Annotated in this window: 24 protein-coding genes, 1 tRNA gene and 1 pseudogene; 7 read left to right on the top strand and 19 right to left on the bottom strand. The window is 64.8% G+C overall.

Annotated features, from left to right (window positions below; genetic code table 11):
* Positions 1–10 precede the first annotated feature (10 nt).
* Positions 11–1,171: an N-acetyltransferase gene (locus NDN01_RS11830; protein WP_272627628.1), complete on the bottom strand. Its 1,161-nt coding sequence runs from the start codon at positions 1,169–1,171 to the stop codon at positions 11–13.
* A 154-nt stretch (positions 1,172–1,325) separates the two neighbouring features.
* Between NDN01_RS11830 and NDN01_RS11825 the strand changes: the two genes are divergently transcribed.
* Entirely contained in the window at positions 1,326–2,432 is a 1,107-nt protein-coding gene (locus NDN01_RS11825; protein ID WP_272627627.1) for a fatty acid desaturase family protein, read from the top strand.
* Positions 2,433–2,436: 4 nt separating this feature from the next.
* Here NDN01_RS11825 and lptG read toward each other — a convergent pair whose 3' ends face one another.
* The 10 genes from lptG to NDN01_RS11775 form a co-directional block, all read right to left on the bottom strand.
* The gene (lptG, locus tag NDN01_RS11820) at positions 2,437–3,534 is read right to left on the bottom strand and encodes an LPS export ABC transporter permease LptG (RefSeq protein WP_272627625.1); all 1,098 of its coding nucleotides are present in this window, start codon (positions 3,532–3,534) and stop codon (positions 2,437–2,439) included.
* Complete coding sequence (lptF, locus tag NDN01_RS11815) at positions 3,531–4,742, bottom strand: LPS export ABC transporter permease LptF (RefSeq protein WP_272627624.1); 1,212 nt, start codon at positions 4,740–4,742, stop codon at positions 3,531–3,533. Before lptF ends, lptG begins: the two co-directional genes overlap by 4 nt.
* 93 nt (positions 4,743–4,835) lie before the next feature.
* Positions 4,836–6,776 carry an ATP-binding protein gene (locus NDN01_RS11810; RefSeq protein WP_272627622.1) on the bottom strand — a complete coding sequence of 647 codons (1,941 nt, stop codon included), beginning with the start codon at positions 6,774–6,776 and terminating at the stop codon, positions 4,836–4,838.
* A gap of 54 nt (positions 6,777–6,830) precedes the next feature.
* Positions 6,831–8,093: a serine palmitoyltransferase gene (gene spt / locus NDN01_RS11805; protein ID WP_272627620.1), complete on the bottom strand. Its 1,263-nt coding sequence runs from the start codon at positions 8,091–8,093 to the stop codon at positions 6,831–6,833.
* 4 nt (positions 8,094–8,097) lie between these two features.
* Positions 8,098–8,340 (bottom strand): acyl carrier protein, encoded by a 243-nt coding sequence (locus NDN01_RS11800; RefSeq protein WP_272627618.1) that lies wholly within the window; start codon positions 8,338–8,340, stop codon positions 8,098–8,100.
* A gap of 137 nt (positions 8,341–8,477) precedes the next feature.
* Positions 8,478–9,383, bottom strand: a complete 906-nt coding sequence (locus NDN01_RS11795; RefSeq protein ID WP_272627616.1) for an NAD-dependent epimerase/dehydratase family protein — start codon at positions 9,381–9,383, stop codon at positions 8,478–8,480.
* Entirely contained in the window at positions 9,380–10,510 is a 1,131-nt protein-coding gene (gene proB, locus NDN01_RS11790; protein WP_272627614.1) for a glutamate 5-kinase, read from the bottom strand. Before proB ends, NDN01_RS11795 begins: the two co-directional genes overlap by 4 nt.
* A 45-nt stretch (positions 10,511–10,555) precedes the next feature.
* Positions 10,556–11,482: a hypothetical protein gene (locus NDN01_RS11785; RefSeq protein WP_272627613.1), complete on the bottom strand. Its 927-nt coding sequence runs from the start codon at positions 11,480–11,482 to the stop codon at positions 10,556–10,558.
* A 70-nt stretch (positions 11,483–11,552) separates the two neighbouring features.
* Positions 11,553–12,599 (bottom strand): GTPase ObgE, encoded by a 1,047-nt coding sequence (obgE, locus tag NDN01_RS11780; RefSeq protein ID WP_272627612.1) that lies wholly within the window; start codon positions 12,597–12,599, stop codon positions 11,553–11,555.
* 47 nt (positions 12,600–12,646) lie between these two features.
* Entirely contained in the window at positions 12,647–13,231 is a 585-nt protein-coding gene (locus NDN01_RS11775; RefSeq protein WP_272627611.1) for a TetR/AcrR family transcriptional regulator, read from the bottom strand.
* Positions 13,232–13,297: 66 nt separating this feature from the next.
* Between NDN01_RS11775 and NDN01_RS11770 the strand changes: the two genes are divergently transcribed.
* Entirely contained in the window at positions 13,298–14,158 is an 861-nt protein-coding gene (locus NDN01_RS11770) for a metal-dependent hydrolase (protein WP_272627610.1), read from the top strand.
* A gap of 39 nt (positions 14,159–14,197) precedes the next feature.
* On the opposite strand, the gene NDN01_RS11765 is transcribed toward NDN01_RS11770, so the two are convergent.
* From NDN01_RS11765 to hspQ, 5 genes are all read right to left on the bottom strand, one after another.
* Positions 14,198–16,678: a TonB-dependent receptor plug domain-containing protein gene (locus NDN01_RS11765; RefSeq protein ID WP_272627609.1), complete on the bottom strand. Its 2,481-nt coding sequence runs from the start codon at positions 16,676–16,678 to the stop codon at positions 14,198–14,200.
* A 180-nt stretch (positions 16,679–16,858) separates the two neighbouring features.
* Positions 16,859–17,404: a GNAT family N-acetyltransferase gene (locus NDN01_RS11760; protein WP_272627608.1), complete on the bottom strand. Its 546-nt coding sequence runs from the start codon at positions 17,402–17,404 to the stop codon at positions 16,859–16,861.
* 170 nt (positions 17,405–17,574) lie between these two features.
* Positions 17,575–17,844: a 50S ribosomal protein L27 gene (rpmA, locus tag NDN01_RS11755; RefSeq protein ID WP_272627607.1), complete on the bottom strand. Its 270-nt coding sequence runs from the start codon at positions 17,842–17,844 to the stop codon at positions 17,575–17,577.
* A 12-nt stretch (positions 17,845–17,856) separates the two neighbouring features.
* Entirely contained in the window at positions 17,857–18,234 is a 378-nt protein-coding gene (gene rplU / locus NDN01_RS11750) for a 50S ribosomal protein L21 (protein WP_272628180.1), read from the bottom strand.
* 617 nt (positions 18,235–18,851) lie between these two features.
* Entirely contained in the window at positions 18,852–19,232 is a 381-nt protein-coding gene (gene hspQ, locus NDN01_RS11745) for a heat shock protein HspQ (RefSeq protein WP_272627605.1), read from the bottom strand.
* A gap of 149 nt (positions 19,233–19,381) precedes the next feature.
* Here hspQ and NDN01_RS11740 point away from each other — a divergent pair.
* A tRNA-Ser gene (locus NDN01_RS11740) sits at positions 19,382–19,471 on the top strand.
* Between the two features lie 184 nt (positions 19,472–19,655).
* On the top strand, positions 19,656–19,832 hold the full coding sequence (locus tag NDN01_RS11735) for an Arm DNA-binding domain-containing protein (RefSeq protein ID WP_272627579.1): 177 nt from the start codon (positions 19,656–19,658) through the stop codon (positions 19,830–19,832).
* 178 nt (positions 19,833–20,010) lie between these two features.
* Here the strand turns inward: NDN01_RS11735 and NDN01_RS11730 are convergent.
* Positions 20,011–20,112, bottom strand: a pseudogene (locus tag NDN01_RS11730) (NAD(P)(+) transhydrogenase (Re/Si-specific) subunit beta); the annotation flags it as partial.
* Between NDN01_RS11730 and NDN01_RS11725 the strand changes: the two are divergent.
* The 3 genes from NDN01_RS11725 to NDN01_RS11715 all read left to right on the top strand — a co-directional run bounded on the left by NDN01_RS11725 (position 20,112) and on the right by NDN01_RS11715 (position 22,788).
* Positions 20,112–20,384 carry a family 16 glycoside hydrolase gene (locus NDN01_RS11725; RefSeq protein ID WP_272627577.1) on the top strand — a complete coding sequence of 91 codons (273 nt, stop codon included), beginning with the start codon at positions 20,112–20,114 and terminating at the stop codon, positions 20,382–20,384. The pseudogene NDN01_RS11730 and the gene NDN01_RS11725 overlap by 1 nt on opposite strands.
* Positions 20,385–20,526: 142 nt before the next feature.
* Complete coding sequence (locus tag NDN01_RS11720) at positions 20,527–21,513, top strand: AraC family transcriptional regulator (protein WP_272627576.1); 987 nt, start codon at positions 20,527–20,529, stop codon at positions 21,511–21,513.
* A gap of 57 nt (positions 21,514–21,570) precedes the next feature.
* A complete protein-coding gene (locus NDN01_RS11715) occupies positions 21,571–22,788 on the top strand; it encodes an MFS transporter (protein ID WP_272627575.1) in 1,218 nt (405 codons plus the stop codon).
* 136 nt (positions 22,789–22,924) lie between these two features.
* Here the strand turns inward: NDN01_RS11715 and NDN01_RS11710 are convergent, their stop codons facing one another.
* Complete coding sequence (locus tag NDN01_RS11710; RefSeq protein WP_272627573.1) at positions 22,925–23,311, bottom strand: DUF3237 family protein; 387 nt, start codon at positions 23,309–23,311, stop codon at positions 22,925–22,927.
* A 205-nt stretch (positions 23,312–23,516) separates the two neighbouring features.
* Positions 23,517–24,455 carry a LysR substrate-binding domain-containing protein gene (locus NDN01_RS11705; protein ID WP_272627571.1) on the bottom strand — a complete coding sequence of 313 codons (939 nt, stop codon included), beginning with the start codon at positions 24,453–24,455 and terminating at the stop codon, positions 23,517–23,519.
* Positions 24,456–24,553: the final 98 nt, after the last annotated feature.

Below are 24,553 nucleotides of genomic sequence, written 5' to 3'. Positions count from 1 at the left end.
GCCCCCGGGATCACAGCGCCTTCTGGTAGATCTCGTAAGTCTTGTTGATCTTGCTCTGGATCGTCTCGGCGATGGCGTTCATGCCCTGATTGTCGTCGAGCACCCAGCCGATCTCGCCGCGAGCCGACCCGTAATTGGCCACCGCCGCCTTGCGGATATATTCGATCATCATGAAGGCGAGTTGGCTTGCCATGCGCGATGATTGCAGTTCCTTCAGCACCCCCATCAACGGCACGCGCATGGTGCGTACCTTGGGCTTGCGCAGCCACAACAGCAGTTTGGCCCAGCCGAACGGGAGGAGATTGCCGTTGAGCGGCTTGATCGCCTCATTCAGGTCGGGAAGCGTGATCATGAAGGCGACCGGCCGGCCGTCGAGTTCGGCGATGCGGATCAGGTCGTTGAACACGATCGGCTTCAGCTTCACGCCGACGTCGGCGATTTCCGGCGGGGTGAGGGGGACGAAGCCCCAATTGTCCGACCAGGCATCGTTCAGGATGGCGAGGATGACCGCTGCTTCCTCGTCGAACTTCGTCTTGTCGACTTCGCGTATACGGATGCGGGGGTTCTTCTCGCCCGACTGGATGATCCGCTTCACGATCGGCGGGAATTCCTGCGTGATATCGAGGTCATAGGTGTAGAGCGTCTTGGCATGGGTATAGCCAGCGCCCTCGATCCAGCCGCGATATTCAGGTTTGGCATGGCCCATCATGATCGTCGGTGCATGATCATAGCCCTGGATCAGCAGGCCCGGCTCTTCCCAGATCGACATGCTGATCGGCCCGAGCACCTTGGCCATGCCCTTGTTGCGCAGCCAGCCTTCGGCCGCGTTGATCAGTGCCTGGGCGGTATTGGCATCCTCCGCATCGAACAGGCCGAACTGGCCGCAGCCTGGCCCGAAGCCCTGTTCGGCCGGCATGGTCAGCGCGAGCGTGTCGATATGGGCCGAGATGCGACCGACGACGCGCCCGCCGCGCTCCGCCAGGAACAACTGCGCCTCGGCATGGCTGAACCAGCCATTCTTTTCCGGTGTGATCAGGCCGAGCGCCTCGCTCTTCAACGGCGGTACCCAGTTGGGATCGTCCTTGTAGAGCCGGAAGGGCAGGTCGACGAATTTCTTGCGATCGGCCTTGCTGCTGATCGGTCGGATCGAAAGCGAGTGCGTGGTATCCAAGACGACGAGCCTCTCTGGTAGGGTGATGCGCACTCCCGCCTGCTGACCAACCTGTCAAGCGCACTCCTGTCAAGCGTCGCGGGGCCATCTAGGCTAACGGCATACCCTGTTGCTGCCACCATATAGCCACTATCTTTCGGCAATGCCGGGAACCATGAACACATCGCTTGCCTTCGATCGGCGCGAGACCGCGTCGACCCCGAGCACCGTCCTGCGGACCGCGCGGGAGCGTATCGCCGATGACAAGGCGATGCTGCGCACCGCCGCGGAGCTGACGCGCGACCTGAATGCGCCAAAGCCCATCATCTACTGGATCGATCTGATTCTTTCGGCTGTGGTCGGCTATGCGGCGCTGGCGGGGGCGATTCTCGCCCCCTCGACCGGCTGGGCGCTTGTGGCGGGCGTCGTGGCGATCCTTGCGCTGTACCGTGCCGACAGCTTCATCCACGAGATCACCCATATCAAGCATTCGGCGCTGCCCGGCTTCCGTCTCGGCTGGAACCTGATCGCCGGCATTCCGATGATGGTGCCGTCCTTCATGTATGAGGGCGTGCACAATCTCCACCACGCACGCACGCGCTATGGCACGGTGGAGGACCCCGAATATCTGCCGCTCGCGCTGATGAAGCCCTGGACGCTGCCGCTGTTCGTCGTCACCTCGCTGCTCGCGCCGGTTGCGCTGCTGCTGCGCTTCGCGGTGCTGGCACCCTTGTCCTTGCTGTTCCCCGGGATGCGCAGGGTGCTCGACGAGCGTTATTCGAGCCTGTCGATCAACCCGTCCTTCCGCCGTCGTCCGCCGGAGGGAGCGTTCAAGACGCACTGGCGCCGGATGGAAGCCGCGACCAGCCTATGGGCGATCGCGCTGCTGACGCTGACCGCGACGGGCGTTATTCCGCTGCGTGCCCTGCTGATCTTCCTGGTGATCACGTCCGGGGTCGCCATCCTCAACCAGGTGCGGACGCTGGTCGCGCATCTGTGGGAGAATGAAGGCGAGCCGATGACCGTCACCGCGCAGTATCTCGACAGCGTCAATGTGCCGCCGCCGGCCCTGTTGCCAGTGCTGTGGGCGCCGGTCGGCCTGCGCTATCACGCCCTGCACCACCTGCTGCCGGGCGTGCCCTATCATGCCCTGGCGGAGGCGCATCGCCGCCTGTCCGCTGCGGTGGACGAGCAGTCGCCCTATCACAAGGCGAGCTATCCGGGTCTGCCGGGCCTGGTCGATCGCCTGGTGCGCAGCACGATGGGCCGCCGCGCCGCGTGATCGATCATTCCTCGGTGCGGACCAGGACTGCTTCGCCGATCAGGAAGAACAGCAGGAACGGCGCCCAGGCGGCGAGGAAGGGCGGGTAGGCGCCCAGATTACCCATCGCCAGCGCGAAATTGTCGGCCACGAAATAGGCGAAGCCAAGCGCCATGCCGATCACCGCGCGAATGAACAGACGGCCCGATCGGGCCAGACCGAAGGCCGCCACCGCGCCCAGCAGCGGCATCAGTACCGAAGACAGCGGTCCCGACAATTTGTGCCACAAGGACCCCTCGAGCGCCTTGGTCGGGCGGCCAGCATCGGATAGGTCCGAGATCGCCGATTGAAGCGCGCCGAACGAAAGGCCGTCGGGGTCGACGGTGGCAAGGGTGAACTGGTCGGGGCGTACGCCCCTGGCGACCGCGACCGCGCCGAGCGGGGCCGTCTTGCCGGTCTTCACGTCGAAGCGGCTGGCGGGCCCGATCCGCCAGCCATCGCCATCCCGCTTGCCGTTCGGTGCGCTGACGACGCCGATCAGGTTTCCGCCTTCGCGATCGTACAGCGTGATGTTGCGGAGGATTGCGGCGTCGCCACGACCCTTGATCTGGCCGACCTCGATCAGATCGTCGCCATCGCGCACCCATACGTTCGACCGATCCCCGCGATCGATCGGCACCGGGGCATATTCCGCCTTTTGCCACTGATCCAGCGTTGCGGTCGCGCGCGCCACGATTCGATCGTTGAAGGTGAAGGAGATGACCGCGACGCCCAGGCTGGCGACGATGAGCGGCGCCAGCACCTGATGGGCGGAGAGACCGGATGCCTTCAGCGCGACGATCTCGCTGTTCTGGTTCATCGTCGTCAAGGTGATGATCGTGCCGAGCAGCACGGAGAAGGGCAGGAAGCGTGCGATGATCTCCGGTGTGCGCAGCCCGACATAGCGCCAGATTTCAGCGTCGCCATTGCCCGCATAGGCAAGGATCCGACCGGATTCGCTGAGCAGATCGAGCGCCTGGAGCACCAGCACCAGCGCCGCGAGGATCGCGAAGGTCCGCACCAGGAACATCCGGCCCATGTACAGCGACACGGTACGCGAAGGGAAAAGCTGCAGCGCGATCATGCCGTGGCCTCCTCGGCCTCATCCTGTTTCGGACGCGCGCCGGGCAACCAGCGGCCGACCATCTTTGCGCCCTTGGAGAAGAACCGTTCGAGTGTGCCGATCGGCTGGCCGCCGGGCACATAGGCGATCGTGTAGTACATCCAGAAAATCAGCACGGAGAAGACGATGAAAGGACTCCACAGGGCGATCAACGGATCGACCTTGCCCATGCCGCCGATGTCCCGGGCATATTCGTTCACCTTGTGATAGGTCACGATCATCACGATCGAGAGGAATACGCCCAGCGCCGAGGTCGATCGCTTGGGCGGCACGCCCAGCGACAGGGCGAGCAGGGGCAGCAGGAACATCGTCGCCACCTCGACGATGCGGAAATGGAACGCGGCGCGGCTGGTGTCCCGCAGTTCCTCGGACGAATTGCTGTTGCCGCCGATCCGCGCAAGCTCAGGCAAGGTCAGTTCGTAACGGCCCTCGCGCTGGCGGAAATTCTCGTATTTGGGCAGGGCGATCGGCAGGTCGTGCAGGCTGAAGGTCAGCACGCGGGGAAGCGCGACGCCAGGTTCGTTGCGTACCAGCGTGCCGTTGGTCAGCCGGAAGACGATCTCGTCCGGATTATCCGTCGCGAAGAACTGGCCGTGGTCAGCCGTGACCGCGTAATCGCCGCCCTTCTTGTCGACCATGTGCACGAAGATGCCCGAAAGCTTGCGGCCCTGTTCGCGGCTCTGTTCGATACGGATGGTCATCTTGTCGCCGAAATGGGTGAACTCGCCCACCTTGATCGACGCCCCAAGGGCACCGGTGCGCAGTTCGAACCGCAATTTCTCATAGGCATACCGCGCGTCGGGCTGAACGAAGCCAACAATGGCGAGGTTTACCGCGGCGAGCCCGATGGCGAACATGTATGGTACGCGAAGGAGCCGCGTATAGCTCATCCCGACCGCGCGAAGCACATCGAGTTCCGATGTGGTGGCGAGCTTGCGGAAAGCGAGCAGGATGCCCAGCATCAGGCCGATCGGAATGCCGAGCCCGAGATATTCGGGCAGCAGGTTGGCCAGCATCTTCCAGACGACGTTGACCGGGCCGCCTTCGGTGGCGACGAAATCGAACAGTTTCAGCATGCGATCGAGCACCAGCAGCATCGCGGAGATGATGAGGGTCGAGAACAGCGGCACCGCGATCAGCCGGGCCATGTAGCGGTCGATGGATTTCATGGAGCTAGCGGCGGCAGCCTTTGCGAAAGGGCAGGATGAGACTGCCCGGTCGAGCGGCTATATCGGGGGAGGGGGGCGGCGTCAGCTACCAAATCACTCTGCTGCGATACTGTTTGGTTCGGCGCCGCGCGGCGCGGCCATGGCGGCGGCGATGGCGTGCTCGAGCGCGGCGATGGTGAACGGCTTGCGCAGCACCTGATGCCCGCCGAACGCCGTCTCGTTCGCATCGCCGGCATAGCCGGTGACGTACAGCACCGCGACATGGGCGTAGCCATCCGACAGCATGGCGATCATCTCCGGTCCCGTCTGTTGCGGCATCAGCACGTCGGAGACGATCAGGTCGATGCTGCCCATCCGACCGAGCAGGGAGCGCGCGAGGAGAGGGTTGTCGCAGGCGAGGGGACGATGGCCCAACTCGGCCAGCGCCGCCATGGTCGAGGTGAGCACCCGGGGGTCGTCCTCCACCACCAGGATGTCCAGTGCAGCGGATATGCCGGCTACCGGTTGCTCTTCCTGCCGCGCTACATTGGCGCCGCCGCCGACATGGCGCGGCAGATAGAGCGTTACGGTCGTGCCCTGGCCCGGCTCGGACACGATACCGATCTCGCCATCGGCCTGCCGAACGAAGGCGAAGATCTGGCTCAGGCCCAGGCCGGTGCCCTGGCCGACCGGCTTGGTCGTGAAGAACGGTTCGAACACCCGCTCCAGGACCTCGGGCGTCATACCGCAGCCGGTATCGGTCACCGCGATCGTGACATAGTCGCCGCTGGGACAGGTGCCGATCTCGCCCGCGGTCAGCGTGGTACATTCAGTCGTAATCGTCAGTTGGCCGCGCCCTTCCATCGCGTCGCGCGCATTGACCGCCAGGTTCAGGATAACATTTTCGAGCTGGTAGCGATCGGCACGGATCTGCCAGCCCGACCCGGCATCGTGTGCGACAACGGTGATGGCGTCGCCCAGGGTCCGGTCGAGCAGGTCGGACATGCCGGCCACCAGCGTGCCCGGCTCGATCGGCTCCAGCTTCAGCGCTTCTTCGCGGGAGAAAGCGAGCAGGCGACGGGTCAGCACGGCCGCGCGATTGGCGCCTTCAGTGGCATTGTCGATATGGCGCCTGGCTTGCTCGGCGTCGCCGACATTGCGCCGCGCCAGTTCAAGTCCGCCAAGCACAACGGCCAGCATATTGTTGAAATCATGGGCGATACCACCGGTAAGCTGGCCGACTGCCTCCATCTTCTGGACCTGGCGGAGTCGCGCTTCCTTTTCGAGCAGTTCGGCTGTCGCCTTGGCGACCGCGGCCTCCAGGTCCTCGGCGCGCTGGCGTTCGGCCTCCGCCTCCGCATTCGCCACGGCGCGTTCGCCCAGCGCGCGCACCGTCATCCAGCCAAGCACGATCGCACCCAGTACGATGAGGATGCCGAAGGCACCCAGCACCCGCGCGACGCCGGTCGATTGCGCGACCGATCTCAATGCTTCGCCGCTGCGCATATCGAGCAGGGAGCGTTCATGAGCGATGATCTGGTCGAGCAGGCGGTTGATCTCGCCGAGCGAGGCGGCTTCGCGTGCCTGATAGTAGCGAGCGAGTGCCTGGTCATTCTTGTGGTAGTTGGTGCTGAGCGCGATCAGCGACAATTCCCTGCCGCGTACCTCATAGGCACGGCGAAGATCGTCGGTCAGTTTCTGCTGTTCGGGATTGTCGTCGGTCACCCGGTCGAGCTTGGTGATCTGCTGTCCGGCCACACGCCATTCGTCGTAGAAGCGCCGTCCGAGCAGCTTGTCGCCGCTGATGACGTAGCGGCCAAGCGATGCCTCGGAGCCGGAGATCGTGCCCGACAGCGTCCGGGCCAGGATCATCACCTCGAAGCTGTGAGTCTGGAGGCGGAGCGCCCGGTCGCGCTGAGCGTTGGCGTTGTTCAACGTCAGCATCAGGGCGACAAGCACCAGCGCACCCAGCAGCGCCATCACGACAAGCATGATGGTGCGCCAGGCGCCTCCAGGCTCTCCGGGAGCTACGGCCTCGCCTTCATTCCCGCTCATCGGCAGGGATTCTACCCGCAAGCGCGACCGCTGAAAAGCCGCCCTTTTTTCCGCTCAGCCGATCGCGCCGGTGGCTCGTCCCGCCGTGCGGAACATCTCGATGATGGTTTCGATCTGGTCGGCGCTGTGCTCGGCACAGACCGAGCAGCGGAGGAGATAGGTGCCGGCCGGGGTCGCGGGCGGGCGCGCCATGTTCACATAGAGGCCGCCTTCGAGGAGGGCCTGCCACATCGCGACTGCCTGGGTCTGATCCTCCAGGATCACCGCGACGATCGCCGATTCCGGCGTCGCGGTGCCGAGCCTGAAGCCCATCTCGGTCAGGCCGCCGTGCAGGCGCTTGCTGTTCTCCCAGAGATGGGCGCGCTTGTTATGGGCGTACATCAGCTTGCGGATCGAGGTCGCGGCGGTCGCGACGACCGAGGGCGGTAGCGAGGCCGTGAAGATATAGGGGCGGCTGACGAAGCGCATGATCTCGAACTTCGGATGGTTCGAGACACAGAAGCCGCCGACCGTGCCGACCGATTTGGAGAAGGTGCCGACAACGAAGTCGACCTGATCCTCAAGCCCCTGGTCTTCATAGACGCCGCGGCCGTGCGGGCCGAAAAAGCCCATCGAATGCGCCTCGTCGACCAGCACCATGGCGCCGTGCTTCTTGGCGACGGCGACCATCTCCTTCAACGGCGCGACGTCGCCCATCATCGAATAGACGCCTTCGAGCACCACCAGCTTGCCCGGTTCAGCCGGCAGGCGGGCCAGGCGCTTGTCGAGATCCTCGACCGAATTGTGGCGGAAGCGAACGACCTCGGCATTGCCCATCGCGCAGCCGTCATAGATCGAGGCATGGCTGTCGGCGTCGAGGATGATATACTCGCCCTTGCCGGCGAGGGCGGAAATCATGCCGAGATTGGCCTGGTATCCGGTCGAGAAGACGATCGCGCCGGTGGTGCCGTAGAATTCGCGCAGCGCCACCTCGACATCGGCATGGTCGCGGAAAGTGCCGTTGAACACGCGGCTGCCGTTGGTGCCCGATCCGTACTGGTCGAGCGCATCCTTGCCCGCCTGGATGACGTCGGGATCGAACGTCATGCCCATATAATTATAGGTGCCGAGCAGGATCGTCTCCTTGCCCTTGATCATGGCGATGGTCGGCGACTTCACCTCGTCCATCACGATCGCGAACGGATCGCGCACGCCGGTGTCGAGCAGCGCCTGGCGCTCGGCGATCAGCGGATCGAACTTGGTGAACAGGTCGCGCTCCGGCGCGATCGTTGGCGGATCGATCGGCAGGGCGTCGGCGGTCTGGGCAGAATCTGTCATCGGTTCAGCCTTTCAGCTTCATCACCGCATCGACGAGCTGGCCGACCGTCTCGATCTCGGCCTGCATGTTCATCGTGATGATGATCTCGAACTCGTCCTCGATCGCGGCGACGAAATCCATCACGGTCAGGCTGTCCCACTCCAGGTCGCCCTGGAAGGTAGTCGCATCGCTGAGCGAGACGCCCTTCTTGTTGAAAGGTTCGATCAGGCCGGTGACGGTGTCGAAAACTTGTGCGCGGTCGGTCATCGAATATCCTTAGGAAACGCTGCTCGCCCTGCCTAGCGATTGCGGCGAATGATTGGCAAATGCGCGACGTTCGGCGTCTGGATCATTGCAGTGACCCGCGGCGCAGATTGGTTCGGGTCGCGACCGTATTCAGTGAATCAGAGCAGCCCGTTCGACCGATACCACGCGGCGGTGGCGGCGAGACCCCGAGGAGTCGGCACCTCGGCCCGCCACAAGGAGGGGGCGGGCCGACGGACGGGATCGATCGTCCAGTCGGGATGACAGAGATAGCCGACACGGTCGGCGGTGAGCTTTGCCTCGCTGCCGCGAAAGAGCCGGTCGCCCTTCGCCGCGAGAGACAGCAACGCCCTCGGCAAGGCGAGGGGCAGCACCCGCTGGCCGACCGCCGCACCGATCGCGCGGGCGAAGGCGTCATGGGTCCATCCCCCCTCGACACCGTCGTCCGCCTCCAGGATGACCCGGCCCGGATCGGTCGAGACCAGGATGAGCAGCAAGCGGGCAAGATCGCCGACCTCGACCACCGAAATTTTGCCCGGCGGTGGCAGCAGGGCAAGGCCGACCTTAGCCAGGCGGAACATGTCGCGCATCTCCATGTCACCGGGGCCATAGACCCCGGTCGGGCGCACGATCGTCCAGTCAAGCGCCGAGGCCTCGACGATTTGCTCGGCGCCTGCCTTCGACCACCCATAGTTCGACAGGTCCGGCTCGCGGGCGGCGAGCGAGGAAACATGGATGAAGCGCCGGGCACCTGCGTTGGTCGCCGCATCGACCACCGCCTGGGTGCCGGCGATGTTGCCGGCGGCAAAACCTTCGCGGTCCAGTGCGTTCACCACGCCGGCGACATGGATCACCGCGTCGGCGCCCCGCACGAGACTGGTCAGCGCGATCGGGGTGTCGAGCGCACCCGATATCCAGGTGACGCGCGGGATGTCGGGCTGGGGACGGCGTGTGAGAGCACTGACCTCGTGGCCGGCCTTCACCGCCAGTTCGATCAGTTTCCTGCCGACAAAGCCCGTGCCGCCGGTGATCGCGATCTGGCTCACAGCAGCGCCATGTGGTTGCGATGAACCAGCGCGGCGCGGGGCGCATAGCCAAGGATCGCGGCGAGGGCGTCGCTGCGGCGACCGATGATCTTCTCCGCGTCGGGCGTATCATATTCGGCAAGTCCGCGCGCCACCGGTTTTCCGTCCGGGCCGCAGATCGCGACGAGGTCGCCGCGCCGGAACGTGCCGCTGACCCGGACGGCACCGGCGGCGAGAAGGCTCTTGCCGCCGAGCAACGCCTTCATCGCGCCCGCATCGATATAAATCTCGCCCTTGGCGGTCAGGCCACCCGCCAGCCATGCTTTCCGCGCGGGAGCGGTTTTTTCCGCGACGAATATGGTGCCGCGGCCGCTATCGGCGAAGGCGGAGAGAGGGTGCGGTATGTGCCCTGAAACGATGGCGAGGTGCGCACCGGCAGCCGTGGCGATCCGTGCGGCCGCGATCTTCGATACCATGCCGCCCGATCCCATGCCGGAACCGGAGCCGCCGTCCGCCATCGCCTCGATCGTCGCATCAATCCGTTCGACACGATCTATCATGGTCGCCCCGGGATTGGTGGTCGGGTTGGAATCGTACAGGCCGTCGACATCCGACAGGAGGATCACGCCCTGCGCGCCCGCTGCCTGGCCGACGCGGGCGGCGAGCCGGTCATTGTCGCCGAAACGGATCTCCTCGGTCGCGACACTGTCATTTTCGTTGATGACAGGCACGACACCGAGCGCCAGCAACCGGCTGAGCGTGGCGGCGGCGTTGAGATAGCGGCGGCGGTCCTCGAGGTCGTCGAGGGTGATGAGGATCTGCGCGGCCGTCAGCCCTTCGGCCGCGAGCAGTTCGGCCCATACCTGGCTCAGCGCGATCTGGCCGGTAGCCGCCGCGGCCTGCGCATCCTCAAGGCTGGCGCGGCCGCCCTTGGGCAATTTCAGCCGGCGCGCGCCAAGCGCGATCGCGCCGGATGAGACCACCGCAATCTCCTGGCCGGCCTTTACCCGTGCAGCGATGTCGGCGACGAGGCCGGTCAGCCATTCCCGCCGGACCGTCCCGTCCGGCGCCACGAGCAGCGCTGAGCCGACCTTGACGATCAGTCGAGGGCAGGAGGCGGGTGAGAAGGAGTGCGAGGCGCGGTTCATTGGCTAAGCGCTTAGCGACGGTTGCGCCGGCAATCCACCGGCACGTCACACGATCGACGGACGACCGATGTCGCTTCGATGGTTGCTTGGCATCGCCGCGAGCCGCGCCACGATTGCCTCGCGCGTCTCTTCGTCGCCGGCGCGAATCTCGCCCAGTTCAGCGGCGGTGAGCAGCACGACCGGCACGATGCGCACGGGTGAGAGCGGCATGTCTTCGATCACGGCGGCGAAATCGGGCGCCGGCCCACCGATCAGGATCCCGATTGCGTCGTCGGCGGTGACGAAACCTTCCGGCAGCTGATCCTTGATCGCATGGGACAAGGAAACGCCGGGCACCTCCATCGACAGCGTGCCATAATGCTCAAGCTGCCCTTCGATCCCGCCGGCACCCGCAACCGTTCCGGCGACATTCTGAAGCAGTTCGAGTATCCAGCTCCGCGCGAGTGGGGTCACGTCGCCCGGCTCCCCCGCCACGTCGGCGGGCAGGTCTGCGCTTTCAACGAACAGTTCGAGATTGAAGCCGTTGGTGTCGCCGCCGTGGTCGAACGGATCGGACAGGCCGTCGGTCGCGATCACGATCGACCCGCCGGCGCGGCGGATGACACGGTACGCCTGGCGCGTGGTCGGCCATGCCGGACCGCCCGTCAGGCCCGGGCTGACGAGATGGGTGAGCACGTCACCCTCGACATTGCCAACCCCCGCCCAGAAATCGTCCCGTCGTGCGGCGGAGCGTTGCAGGGTATCCGGCTCGACCGGTACTTCGGAGGCGGCCGTCACTTCCGGTTCCGCTGTCTTCCCTGCATCCGCCGCTTCGGGTTCCGTTGCGGCCTCCGGCTCAGTGGCCTCCCCCGGCTCCGTTACGGTTTCGGCAATCTCTTCAGGTGCTGCGAGCGCTTCGGGAATGAACGGCGCGGGTTGTGACGGGGCGGGGGAGCGGCCGAACAGTTTCCGGATCAGATCGATAAGCGCCATGTCCACATCTCCCGCTCGGCTTCAGGGGCGGATGCCCCGAATCGCTACGGCGTGATCGCGCGGATATGCTTCACAGTGGTGACCATTCGATCGGATCTTCCTTCCCGTCGTCCCGCACCGGCGCCGTTGCGGCCGGGCCGATCACTTCAAGCAACCGGTCGAGCACCGCTTCGAGGCCGTCGCCGCCGGCGCCCGACATGGGGAGCACATCAGCCTTACTGGCGCGCTTGAGCTTAGTGATCAGCTTCTTGGCGGCATCGGGCTCGATCGCGTCGACCTTGTTGAGGCCGATCACCTGGGGCTTGTCGATCAGGCCGGCGCCATAGGCCTCGAGTTCACCGCGCACGATGCGATAGTTGCCGACCGGATCCTCCTCGGTCGCGTCGACCAGATGGAGCAGTACCTTGCACCGCTCGATATGGCCGAGGAAACGATCGCCGATGCCGGCGCCGTCGGCCGCACCTTCGATCAGGCCGGGGATATCGGCCACGACGAACTCGCGGTTGTGACGGCTGACCACGCCGAGCTGGGGGCGTACGGTGGTGAAGGGATAGTCGCCGACCTTCGCCTTGGCGTTGGTGACGGCGTTGATGAAGGTCGACTTGCCGGCGTTGGGGAGGCCGACCAGCCCGGCATCGGCGAGCAGCTTCAGTCGCAGCCAGACCCATGCCTCTTCCGAGGGCCAGCCAGTGCCGTGCTGGCGCGGGGTGCGATTGGTCGAGGTCTTGTAGCTGGCATTGCCGCGTCCGCCATCGCCGCCGCGCAGGAACACCTCGCGCTGCCCCGCCACGGTGAAGTCGGCGAGCACCTCCTCCTTGTCCTCGGACAGGACCTGGGTCCCGACGGGAACCTTGATCACCAGATCATCGCCGCCCGCGCCCGTCATGTTCGAGCCCGAGCCACCATGGCCGCGCGGTGCGCGGAAATGCTGGGTGTAGCGGAAGTCGATCAGCGTATTGAGACCGGCCACCGCCTCGAAGATGATGTCGCCGCCCTTGCCGCCATTGCCGCCGTTCGGGCCGCCATATTCGATGAACTTCTCGCGCCGGAAGGCGACGGCGCCGGGGCCGCCCGCGCCCGAGCGGACGAAGATCTTTGCTTGGTCAAGAAAATGCATGGCCGCTCTCTAGCGGAAATCGCAATTTTATCCAGCTTGAGCTGACATCAGGCGTCCGCGCCCCTGTGCGAGGCCATCAGCGCGTTGACGGCAAGCTCGCGCGCCTTCTCCCGCGGCAGGCCGAGCGCCTTGGCCATCGGCCCGCCGAGCAGGGCGTCGCCAAGCGCGGTCAGCACGAGTTGCAGCGTTTCCTCATGGATCGACGGGCCGTCATGCCTGTGCCCCTCCGACAATTCCTCGACGAGATTGTGGATCGCCTCGAGGATCGGGTCGAGCGCATCCTGGTTGCCCGTCAGGATCATCCACGATGCCATCGCGCCGGCGCCGCGGGCAAAGGCGTCGAAGGTCATGTCGACCACTTCGCGCGGGTTCTGATCAGTTTCGCGGGCACGCTTCGCCGCGGCGCCGATCTGGGCGGTGATCTTGTCGGCCAGATGCTTGATCAGCGCGCGCTGAAGGTCGGCGGCGGAACCGAAGTGATGCAGCAGATTGGCATGGGTACGCCCGATCCGCGCGGCCACGGCCTTGAGCGTGACTGCCTGGGGACCTTCCTCGACCAGCAGCGCCCGCGCCGCCTCGATCGCGGCCTCGCGTGATTCTTCCGGGCTAAGGCGTTTGCGAATTATTGACACGAGTGTAAGTAAGGCCTATTGACAGTCTTGTAAGTGATCCGGTTCCCACCCTGTTCGGAGGTTTTTGTGGCGAAAGCAACCACTCCCCGCGACCTGACCATCACGCCGCGCGATCGCCGGTTCGGTCGCGACACCGCGATGGGGCGTTGGTGGCTCAACAACGACCCCTATGCCACGGCGTTCTATAACGCGCTTTCAGTGACTTTCCCGAGGGGCGAGGCCTTTTTCGTCGAGAGCGTCCGCGCCTTTCGCGACGATACCCCGCCCAAGCTCGCCGGCGAGATCCAGGCGTTCATCAAGCAGGAGGTGATGCACACGCGCGAGCATGTGGCGTTCAACCGGCACGTCGTCGACCAGGGCTATGACATCACCCGGCTCGAGACGCGGGTTCAGAAGGGGCTCGACCTCACCAAGGGGCGGCCGCCGATCGCCAACCTGACCGCGACGATGGTGCTTGAGCATTTCACCGCGATCATCGCACACGAACTGCTCGCCAATCCGCGCCACCTAGCGGGGGGCGAGGAGGAGTTCGCCAATCTGTGGCGCTGGCACGCGGCGGAGGAGATCGAGCACAAGGGCGTCGCCTATGACACCTGGCTGCATGCGACCAGGAACTGGACCGAATGGCAACGCTTCAAGGTGAAGGCGCTGGTGATGCTGCGCGTCACCGCCAATTTCACAAGCGGCCGTATCGCCGGTATGCTCGATCTGTTGCGGCAGGACGGGCTGACCGGGCCGAAGGTCTGGGCGAAGATGTTCTGGTATGCGTTCGGACGGCCCGGCATGGCACGCAAGATCGTGGGACAGTGGCTCGCTTTCTTCCGGCCGAGTTTCCATCCGTGGAATCACGACGACCGCACGCTGATCGGCATGTACGAGAGCGAATATGAGGCGGCCGTGCTGCCGCGCGAGGCTGTTGCGGCGTGAAGGGGAGGGCCGGCGAACCGGCCCTCCTTTCATCCATAGTTACCAGGTCACGCCGAGCCGGGCGTAGAGGTAACGGCCGTTGAAGCCGAACGGCGAGTAATAGGGGAATCCGACCAGGCCCGTGCTGTTGAGTTGCTGGTTGCGTGACGACAGGACCCGCACATAATCCGGATAGGTGTCGAACAGATTGTTCGCGCCCACCGCAAGGTTGACGTTCCGGATCACCTGATAGCGAACCTCCAGGTCGAAGATCGTGTGGCGGCCGGTGTGGATGTCCTCCTCCGCGAAGCCAGTGCTGCCCGGCTGGGTGACGTCGCCATAATAGGAACCGCGCCCCGTCACGCCGAGATTGCCGAGCGACCAGTCGACCGTGCCGACGACCTTGGTGCGCGGCGTGCCCTGTTCGAACGAGATGATCCGTTGCCGGCTGAAGATCGGTAGCACCGCGCTGGTCGGGGCCCCGTTGACCACGGCCGTGATCGTCGCCGGGCCGGGGGCCTGAGTCACCTTGATGTCGTTGAAATTGCCGGCGACCGTGAAATCGAAGGTCCCGATGCTCTCGGTCGCTTTCCGATAATGCGCGACCACGTCGATGCCCTTGGTCGTCGAGCGGATGCCGTTGAGAAAGAAGCGTCCAGCCGTCACGCCATAGGGCTGCAACAAGGCGGCGACAACGGTGCCGCTGAGATTCTCCGACAGGGCGATCTGATCGCGCACCTTGATTCGATAGGCGTCGACCGAGAGGTCGAATCCGCCCGAGCGCAGCACGATGCCGGCCGAGAGGTTGGTGGCCTTTTCCGGCCGCAGCGGCTTGCCGCCCAGCGCGGTGCCGACGGCGCTGACCGACGGGAACAGACCGGTTTCGACGATCGTGCCGTTGGTCAGGACCGATGCGGTCGAGGTGAAATATTGCTGTTGCAACGAGGGGGCGCGGAAGCCGGTGGAGGCAGTACCGCGGAGCGCGATCCAGGGCGCGAATTCATACCGTGCGCTGAGCTTGCCGGTCACCGTCTCGCCGAAATCCGAATAGCTTTCGCCCCGGACTGCCGCGCCCAACGTGAGCGCTTCGACTGGCTTGGCCTCGATATCGAGATAGCCGGAGACGTTCGAACGGTGGACGTTAACGCGGTTCGACGGCTGGAAACCTGGGAAGCCTTGCGCACCCGAGCCAAGCGTGGGCGGTGCCGGAGGCCGCAGGCTCGGGTTGCGGTCATAGGATGCCGGCTCGCCGGCCCCGATCTGGAAACTTTCGCGGCGAACTTCCGCACCTCCGGCGATGTTGATCGTACCATCGCCCAGCGGCAGTTCCTTGGAGATGTCGAGGCCGCTGACGATCTGGTCGTAGACCAGGCTGCCGTCATAGAAGTCCCGTGCCGAGTTCGCGCCGTACGTCGCGTTGCCGGAATTGCGCGTGTAAAGTGTCAGCTTGTTGCGGCCGTAGGAGAGGTTCAGGTCGACCTTCCAGCCGGATATTTCGCCACGCAGGCCTTCGGTGAGCGTCACATCCTCGGACTTGACGTTGATCAGCGGGGTGAAGCCGTCGGGATAGAGGCTGGCAAGTGCGTCAGCGCTGGCATTGGCGTTGCTGCCGGTACCGCCGGCGATGCGCGGCGTGGCCGCGCTGGTGCTGTCGCGGTGCTGATAGCCGGCAAAGCCGTAAAGCTCCCAGCCGCTGTCGCCCAGGCCGTAACCGGCATTGGCATAGACGCTATACTGCTTCACCTCCGGGTCGCCGAAACGCGAGCGAACCCGGATCGGCGTCTTGCGCGGATCGAAATCGCCGCGGCTGGTGGGATTGCGCTTCAGATATTCGGCGGACAGCGTCAGGAAACCTTTCGGTCCCAGGGCCATGCCCTGCCAGCCGGAGACGGTGACGGTCTCACCGTCATGTTCGTTGCGCTGGCCGCGGGCGGTCACCACGTCGGTGATGTACTGGCCATAAGTGACCGTCGCGCCGCCACCGCTGCGGGCTTCGCGCAGACGCAGGTTGACCACGCCGGCGATGGCGTCGGAACCATATTGTGCCGCCGCGCCGTCGCGCAGCACCTCGATCCGCTCAAGCGCGACTGACGGGATGGTGTTGAGATCGACTGCCGCCGATCCGCGTCCGACTGATCCGTTGGTGTTGAGCAGCGCGGAGGTATGCGCGCGGACGCCGTTGATCAGCACCAGCGTCTGGTCCGGCGAGAGGCCGCGTAGCGTGGCGGGGCGGATCGAGTCGGTGCCGTCCACGGCTGACGAGCGCGGGAAGTCGATGGATGGCACCACGGCCGAGAGTGCTGCACCGAGTTCGGTCGTGCCCTGGCGCTGCAGCGTGGCGTTGCTCAGCACGTCGATCGGCGAGGCGCTGTCGAAACGCGAGCGGCCGGCCGTGCGGGTGCCGGTGACGACGATATCGCCCTGATCCTCGTCGGATGCGGCGACCGGGGTGGCTTGCGGGGCTTCCTGCGCTGCTGCCATCGAGGCATGAGCGAGCACAAGGCTGGATACGGCAAATGCCAGGGCGGATCGCGTCTTCATTTCTGGAACCCCTTTTTTATCTCTCGAGAATCCGTGACCTGTCCAAAGGTCGTGCGACGGATCAGCGGGTTTTGATAATCCTCCTGTTCGATGGGATTTGATGCGAAGAAATCGTTTTCGCGGCTAAAGCCGGCGCAGCGACACGGTTTCCCCCTCTCCCCGCAGGGGAGAGGGTTCTGTTCAGGCAGCCATCTTCACATCGCACATTCGGTCCTCGTCGAGGTCGAGCTCGAACACGGCGCAGGGCACCTCGGCGTCGCGTGCGCGGGAGTGGCGGGGCACGACGGCTCCGGTCGGGCGGAAGCCGAGCTTGGTCAGCACCCGGCCCGAAGCCGGATTGTCAACGAAATGCCCGGCACGGACATGCTTCACGCCAAGCGCGTGGCGTGCCATCTGGAGCACGGCGCGCCCGGCCTCTGTCGCATAGCCGCGGCCCCAGGCCGACGGCGTCAGCCAATAACCCAGTTCATAGGCGTCTTCCTGGAACCAGACCGCGACGGAACCGACGATCCGCGGATAGTCTGCCTCATGGCTGAGGATAAGGAATCGCGCGTCGTGCGCCTCGCGCGGGCTTGCCAGGAATTCCTCGGCATCGTCCACCGTATAGGGCCAGGGCGCGCGCGACAGCTTCGTCACGACCTCCTCATGGGCGATCGCGTGAGTCAGCGCCTGCGCATCTTCCGGCCAGCCGGGGCGCAGCGTCAATCTTGCAGTCCGAGCGAACATATTACTCTCCTCGTCGGTCGCATTGCCGCTCGCACGCCGGGATGACGGGAAGGCGACAATGGGTGGGGAGGGAGCATGAAAAAAGGGAGCCGGGGCGACCCGTCTCCCTTTTTCGGTTCTCTTGCGAAAACCCGGGTCGCCCAAGTGGGCAACCCGACCGGTTACCCGTTTTATTCGGCCGCGGCCGCCATAATCTCTACCGAGCAGAATTTACGGCCGAGCTTGCCTTCCTTGAACGACACGCGGCCGTCCACGAGGGCGAACAGGGTATGGTCCTTGCCCATGCCGACATTGGTGCCCGGATAGAATTTCGTGCCGCGCTGACGCACCAGGATGTTGCCCGGAACGACGGTTTCGCCGCCAAACTTCTTCACGCCAAGACGACGGCCGGCCGAATCACGACCGTTGCGCGAGGAGCCGCCTGCTTTCTTATGTGCCATCTAAACTACTCCTTACGCCTGGGCGGCCGGGGCTTCAGCCTCGGCAGTCGCGGGGGCTGCGTCGGCCTTCTTCGCCTTGGCCTTCTTCTCCTGAGTACCGATCGCGGTGATCTTCAGGATCGTGTGCTGCTGGCGATGGCCGTTCTTGCGGCGATAATTGTGGCGGCGCTTCTTCTTGAAGATGATGACCTTGTCGGCCTTCGCCTGGGCGATGATCTCGGCCGAAACCGTCAGACCCTCGACCGACTGCAGATCCGAGCCTTCGCCCGCCAGCAGAACGTCAGCGAGCGTGATCGACGCTCCTGCTTCACCATCGAGCTTCTCGACGACGATCTTGTCTCCAGCGGCAACGCGATACTGCTTGCCGCCCGTGCGCACCACTGCGAACATGGCCTCAATCACTTTCCAAATGCATGTGCCCGCGCAGGCATGCCCGGCGGGAGAAGGGGGGCAGCTAAGGGAGACAGGCGATTCTGTCAACGCCGAATTGCCCTTCCCGGTGACGGAAGGAGCCGAACCAGGCCAGTATTCGGCGCTTTCGGTCGTGGTGTCCACGCTCGCGGTGTCATCGCGGGGGCGATTGGGCGATTGCGAGCGCGCGATACTGGACGAAGGAGATCGCGTTCCCGCCAGGATAGCGGATGTGGGTTTGACGAGCTTTCGTGCAACGTCAACGCCTTTGTAGTCTGCCGTGAGCTCGGCGAAATTCGGGCTTTCCACGAATCGCGGGTGCGAGCACTGGCCATCGCGCGACTCGTAGCCATAACAGGCCGGGTTACCCTGGAGAAATCAACCTCGAACCCAAGCTTCTCGCCGTACCAGGACACCGCTGCCGGAACGTAGCGCAGCACGGACGGTATCGTCGTGATGGCCGTCAGCCTGGGTAAGTGATGTCCTGTCCCTCGAGATGGAAGGGGCTCATCCACCGCGGCCTTCCGGGAGACTGCCGTGAGATCAGGTTTCGTGTAGGCCGCCAGCCAACCGACCGGCCGCGGTCCGGCACAGGCTCAGTGCTTGTGCTCGCGTCGCAACTGATACCGCCCGTCGGCGAAATCGGTGAACAGATCGGAGATCGCCGGATGATCGATCGGTTCGTCCGTATCGTCGGCGATCAGGTTCTGCTGGCTGACATAGGCGACGTAGCTCGATTCCATATTCTCGGCGAGCAGGTGGTAGAAGGGCTGGTCCTTGCGCGGGCGGATATTCTCCGGGATCGCCTCATACCACTCCGCGCTATTGGCGAAGATCGGATCGACGTCGAAGATGACGCCGCGGAAATCGAACATGCGGTGGCGCACCACATCACCGATCGCGAAGCGCGCATGGGAGACCGGCGGCAGGGGAATCGTCGCATCGAAGGGGTGAGCAGGGATATGGGCACGAGGCATGACGTCAATCTAAGGACTCTTTTGCGCCGCACAAGCAGATTGGCCGCGAACCGGTGCTTGTGCGACGTTTAGCTTTGCGTTAGAGGCGCGCGCTCTTCGACCGGCACCCTCGCTTTCACGGGCAGGGGGTTGCTTGCAAAGACCTCTGCGGAGAGGTGCCAGAGTGGTCGATTGGGACGGTCTCGAAAACCGTTGTGCCCGCAAGGGTACCGTGGGTTCGAATCCCACCCTCTCCGCCATGGGGCCCTCCACAGGGAGCCGTATCGGGCCACCGATATCGACTTTTTCCTCCTGAAAACCGATGTTTAGCTGAGCAACTCGGTCGCGGCCGTTCGTCCACGTCCAAGCCCGTTTCGTCAAATTCGGGCACATCATTGTGGTACCGCCGGCCGGAAATCGTGGTACATTTTCAGGAGGCGACCATTGCTCACTGGCGCAAAGGTCCGCGCAGCCAGGCCCCGACCCAAATCCTACAAGCTCACCGACAGCAACCGGCTTTTCCTGCTCGTCATGCCCGGCGGCGGCAAGCTGTCGCGCTGGAGCTATCATTTCGACGGCAAGCAGAAGACCATGGCGTTCGGCGCCTGGGCCAGCCGATAGGCGGACGCAATCGATCCGCTTCACCTGTGGGAGCGCGCAGTCTGTCAGGAGCCTGCGCCAGATCGTGGCGGAGCTGGAAGCCTAACCGCGGCGAGAGGCAGTGATGCAGTGCGACCACATCACGCCCGATGGGCAGGGGACGGCGCGTCAAATTCAGATTCTGCCGGGTTCGAATCTATCAGCCCAGCGCCCTGACGATCTCCTCGACCATCTTCTTCGCGTCAGCCAGCAGCATTATCGTGTTGTCCCCGTAGAAGACATCGTTATCGACGCCCGCATATGCGCGAGCTTGTGATCTGCGCGAACAAGGGCGACTTCAGCGCTCTGGTATCTTCGGCGAGCTACCGCGATTTCGGCCTGCGCGCCGAGTTTTGGGTCAGCCACGACGCCAATTCGGGGATTTTCATCCGCTGCTCGGACCGCGACCGGATCAATCCCGGGAGCGTTTATGAGGTCAATATCTTCGACACCCGCCCCGATCCCGGCTACGGCACCGGCGCCATTGTCGAACTCGCCAAGGTCTCCCCGGTGCCCAAGGCGGGCGGGCGGTAGAACGTGATGCCGCGCACGCCGAGGGCCCTGTCGCGCTGCGATATGCCGGCGGCGTCGTGAAGTTCCGGCGTGTCGGGATATCGTTGCCGTGAAGCGTTCCATCGCCATTGCCATGCGGACGTTCCGCACCTAAATTCACGTAATGCTTGACCTTTCGTCCAGGCCCGCGCCGCTGCCACTCGTGATGGATGCGCTCAGCCAGGTCCTGCAGGACTTTCGCCTGAGCGGCGTCAACTATGGCCGCTGCGAACTCAGGCACCCCTGGAGTATCGGCTTCCCGCATCAGGACCTGCTGCGCTTTCACTTCGTCAGCAAGGGGCCGTGCTTCATCCACACCGAAGCACAGGGCTGGCAGCAATTGCATGACGGCGACCTGGTATTGCTGCCGCAAGGCATCGCGCACCGGCTGGCCAGTTCCCCGCATGTTGTGAACGACTGCCTCAAGGATTGCCAGGTGGTCGGGTTGGGCGGCAATGTCTGCGAGGTCGTGCGGGAAGGAACCGGTGCGACCAGTACCCTTTTCTGTGGCTCCATGGTCCTGGATGCCTATGCGCTTCACCCCCTGATCAACCTGATGCCGCCGCTCATCAAGGGCTGTGACGTGGCCGCCAATGATCCGATTATCGGCCCCTTGCTGGAAGCGATGACCGCGGAAGCGTCGCAACCGCGCATGGGGAGCGCGACGATCCTGTCGCGCATGGCCGATTTGCTGACCGCGCGGCTCATCCGCTGCTGGGTCGATTGTACCGGCAGTTCGACCATTGGGTGGCTCGCCGCGATCCGCGACCCCCATCTCGGCCGCGTCCTGGCGGCGATGCACCGCGACCCCGGCCATGGCTGGACTCTCGAAAGCTTGGCCGCGCTGGCCGGCCAATCGCGCTCGGTCTTCGCCGAGCGCTTCAGTGTGGTCCTTGGCGAAGGGGCGGCGCACTATCTCACACGCCTGCGCATGCAGCTTGCGCGGGAATGGCTGGGCCAGGGCAGTATGTCGGTCGCCGCCGTCGCCGCCCGGCTGGGATATCAGTCGGAAGCGTCGTTCGCGCGTGCGTTCAAGCGCGTTACGCGTGTCTCGCCAGGCGTTGTGCGGCGCACAAATTCTGGACGAATAGCTATGGAATTCGGATCATAGGATACAGATCATCCGGAATGACCCGCCTATGGAGAGCTCCAATTCAGGAGATTCTTCATGTTGGACACGGTAGCCCTGCCATTCGACGATGTCGCGACAGAAGGTGACGGCCCGGTCGAGGAGGCATGGGACACAACGACATGGTTTGCGATCTTGTCGATGGCGGCGGCAAGCTTCGCGTTGGTGTCGGCCGAATTCCTGCCGGCCGGCCTGTTGACACCCATGGCGCGCGATCTCGGCGTCAGCCAGGGCGTTGCGGGGCAGGTCGTCACAGCCACCGCGTCGGTCGGCGCGGTGACCGCGCTGTTCAGCAATGTGCTGATCGGCCGATTGAACCGCAAGACAGTGCTGGTGGGCCTCAGCGCACTGGCGATCGGTTCCAATATCCTTGCGGCAGTGGCGACCGATTTCTGGCTGCTCTTGCTGGGCCGGGCCGGACTGGGCATCGCCTTGAGCGGCTTCTGGGCGCTTTCGGTCGCGGTCGTGGCACGGGTGGCGGGCGTCAATTCGATCGGCCGGGGCATGGCGATCGTCACCCTCGGCGTCTCGCTTGCCACCATCGCGGCGCCGGCGATGGGCGCGTTGATCAGCGACTGGCTGGGGTGGCGCAGCGCCATGACGATGACCGCGGGACTGGCCGCGCTTGCCATGTTGTTACAGGCGCTGAGCCTGCCGAGCCTGCCGGCAACCACCAGCAACAGTCTCGCCGATGTGCTGCGGCTGACGCGGCGGCGTGGCATTCAACTCGGCATGCTCTCCATTCTTCTCCTGATGACGGGGCATTTTGCTGGCTCCGTCTATGTCCGGCCCTTCCTCGAACAGGTGACCCTTCTGCCGACGGTGCCCATTGCCCTTGCGCTGCTTGGGTTCGGCATTGCCGCCGTGGCCGGGAATGTGGCCGGTGGCCGCATGGCCGACGCAAATATCCGTATGGCCCTGGTGTCCACCAGCGTACTGATGGGACTGGCGGCGCTCGCCCTGGTGCTGGCGGGCGGACATGTCGCGGTCGCCTTCGCCTTCGTCGCGCTGTGGGGCTTCGCGTTCGGTATGGCGCCGGTGGTGCTGCCAACCAACCTGTCCCGCGCCGCGCCTGACGCACTGGAAGCATCGGGTAGCCTGATGGTCGTTTCATTCCAGGTCGCGATAACGATCGGCGCGGTTGTCGGCGGCTATGCCGTGGACACCTATGGCGCCATCGCGCCGTTGACTCTCACCTTTGCCCTTGCCGCGTCCACCGCCGTCCTGGCGCTGCTCCAGCGGCGGGCAACAGGGTGAGCGGCGTGCGCCGTTTGGGAATAAGGCCGTGATGGCTGGCTTCCCGTCGTTGATTTCAGCGGGTCACCGCGAAGACGGCGAGCCGTACCCGGTCGCCCTCGCGCGCGCCAGTGGCGACGAGCCGGGTGTGCGCCATTCAGCTGAGCGGACCGGGGCCGACCTCGATCGTCAGGGTCGAGCCGAAGTAATAGTCGGCGGGATCGACGCTCTCGTCCACGTCCAGCTTGCGCATGATCGCCTCGGGGCCATGGCGATAGCCCCGGTTGAGAACCGAGAGAAAGCCGCCGCCGTCCAACTCGACCAGGAAGCGCGCTTCGATCTCGGGCACGCCGTCCGCGCGGATGAGTTGCCAATCCGACCCGCCGGGCAGGACAGTGCCGGAGAAATCGCGTCCCTTGAACCAGCCGCCGGCAATCGTGCTGACCCGGCGGGCGCCATGCTGCATCGGTCCGGCGAGACGCGCGCCGCCGAGCCGGATCTCGATGGAGCCGGCGGAATCGAGCGAGGCTGAGCGCGCGTGCATGGTCGCACTTTTCAGATGGGACCCGGTGGATTATTTGGTCCGGAGCCTAGATCCCGCCGCGCCTGAAAACTGTCGGACGGCAGTCTACCAGAGCCGGTCATAGAATATGGTGGTGGTGGACGTCAGGTCCCAGCAGAAGGCGCTCTTCGGGCTGACCGCACCAGCATCTCGGCGATCCTATGCCGGGTGTCGGTACCGTGTGAGATTATGCGGCGTGGCGTGCAAGCGGCGCGCTCCACGCGCGGAATTCGGCCAGCGACCCCGAAACTTCCCGTTCGAGCCAGCGTACGAAGCTGCGGACCAGTGGGCGGCGCGCCACGTCGGGCGTTGCGTAATAGATGCTGTAATCGAGATCGAGCGGCATTGCCGGGCCGGGCAGCGGCACCAACCGCTGCTCCTTGATGAAGCGGTCCGACAGCAGCGGGATGGCGAGCGCCATGCCAAGGCCGCTCGCCGCCGCCTCATAGACCAGATGGACAGTATCGAACGACATCACCGAATCGGCGCATCGGGCATCGAGCCCCATCGTATCGAACCAACGGTGCCAGCTATGTTCGGGCGTCTTTGCGGCGAGCAGCCGGTGTCCCTTCAATTCGGCGATCGAGCGCGGTGGCTCGCGTCCATTTGCCATTCGCGCGCCGGAAACGAGAACGGCGCTCAAATCGACCAGCCGGTCGCGGGCGAAGCCGCATTCGGCGGCGCGCCCGCCCCAGATCGCGACGTCGGCGCTGCCTGAGGTCAGCGCCTGCGGATCGCGGCTGATCGACAGATCGAGCTCGATATCGTGCTCCTCCTGCAAGGCCGGCATGCGCGGGATCAACCAGCCGACCGCCAACGAATGCGACGTGATGATGCGGAGCACCCGGCTCGTCGTCTGTTCGCGCAGGCCCGCGGTCGCGCGGCGGATCGCATCCATCGCCGGGGCTACCTCCGCGAAATAGCGCGCGCCCGCCTCGGTGAGCTGCACGGTTGGGCCGGAGCGATCGAATAGCGCGCTGCCCACGAAATTCTCCAGCAATTGGATACGCCGCGAAAAGGCCGAGGGGCTGAGCGCAATCTGGTCCGCCGCGGCACGAAACGATGGTGCGCGCGCCGCAGCGAGAAACGCCTCGGTGGCATCGAGCGGCGGGGCTTGGCGGCGCATGAGGGGTCTCCGGGTGTCAGTCGGGCACGCTAGCGCCGATTTGTGCAAGTTCCGGGACTCATGGCGTTGCGTGGCGCGCAAGGGCCGTTGCACCGCTT

Source organism: Sphingomonas sp. QA11 (assembly GCF_028473665.1).
Taxonomy (GTDB): domain Bacteria; phylum Pseudomonadota; class Alphaproteobacteria; order Sphingomonadales; family Sphingomonadaceae; genus Sphingomonas; species Sphingomonas phytovorans.
The sequence above is the reverse complement of the archived record's forward strand: the minus strand, read 5'-3'. Positions and strand labels throughout refer to the sequence as shown.

Bases quoted from the DNA above. Each gene is read 5' to 3' on its own strand.
- NDN01_RS11720 (WP_272627576.1), top strand. From the start codon at position 20,527: ATGCTTGACCTTTCGTCCAGGCCCGCGCCGCTGCCACTCGTGATGGAT.
- NDN01_RS11810 (WP_272627622.1), bottom strand. From the start codon at position 6,776: ATGAGCGGGAATGAAGGCGAGGCCGTAGCTCCCGGAGAGCCTGGAGGC.
- NDN01_RS11705 (WP_272627571.1), bottom strand. From the start codon at position 24,455: ATGCGCCGCCAAGCCCCGCCGCTCGATGCCACCGAGGCGTTTCTCGCT.
- spt (WP_272627620.1), bottom strand. From the start codon at position 8,093: ATGACAGATTCTGCCCAGACCGCCGACGCCCTGCCGATCGATCCGCCA.
- NDN01_RS11725 (WP_272627577.1), top strand. From the start codon at position 20,112: ATGCGCGAGCTTGTGATCTGCGCGAACAAGGGCGACTTCAGCGCTCTG.
- obgE (WP_272627612.1), bottom strand. From the start codon at position 12,599: ATGCATTTTCTTGACCAAGCAAAGATCTTCGTCCGCTCGGGCGCGGGC.
- NDN01_RS11800 (WP_272627618.1), bottom strand. From the start codon at position 8,340: ATGACCGACCGCGCACAAGTTTTCGACACCGTCACCGGCCTGATCGAA.
- NDN01_RS11825 (WP_272627627.1), top strand. From the start codon at position 1,326: ATGAACACATCGCTTGCCTTCGATCGGCGCGAGACCGCGTCGACCCCG.
- rplU (WP_272628180.1), bottom strand. From the start codon at position 18,234: ATGTTCGCAGTGGTGCGCACGGGCGGCAAGCAGTATCGCGTTGCCGCT.
- NDN01_RS11785 (WP_272627613.1), bottom strand. From the start codon at position 11,482: ATGGCGCTTATCGATCTGATCCGGAAACTGTTCGGCCGCTCCCCCGCC.
- NDN01_RS11760 (WP_272627608.1), bottom strand. From the start codon at position 17,404: ATGTTCGCTCGGACTGCAAGATTGACGCTGCGCCCCGGCTGGCCGGAA.
- NDN01_RS11715 (WP_272627575.1), top strand. From the start codon at position 21,571: ATGTTGGACACGGTAGCCCTGCCATTCGACGATGTCGCGACAGAAGGT.
- lptG (WP_272627625.1), bottom strand. From the start codon at position 3,534: ATGATCGCGCTGCAGCTTTTCCCTTCGCGTACCGTGTCGCTGTACATG.
- lptF (WP_272627624.1), bottom strand. From the start codon at position 4,742: ATGAAATCCATCGACCGCTACATGGCCCGGCTGATCGCGGTGCCGCTG.
- hspQ (WP_272627605.1), bottom strand. From the start codon at position 19,232: ATGCCTCGTGCCCATATCCCTGCTCACCCCTTCGATGCGACGATTCCC.
- proB (WP_272627614.1), bottom strand. From the start codon at position 10,510: ATGAACCGCGCCTCGCACTCCTTCTCACCCGCCTCCTGCCCTCGACTG.
- NDN01_RS11765 (WP_272627609.1), bottom strand. From the start codon at position 16,678: ATGAAGACGCGATCCGCCCTGGCATTTGCCGTATCCAGCCTTGTGCTC.
- NDN01_RS11710 (WP_272627573.1), bottom strand. From the start codon at position 23,311: ATGCACGCGCGCTCAGCCTCGCTCGATTCCGCCGGCTCCATCGAGATC.
- rpmA (WP_272627607.1), bottom strand. From the start codon at position 17,844: ATGGCACATAAGAAAGCAGGCGGCTCCTCGCGCAACGGTCGTGATTCG.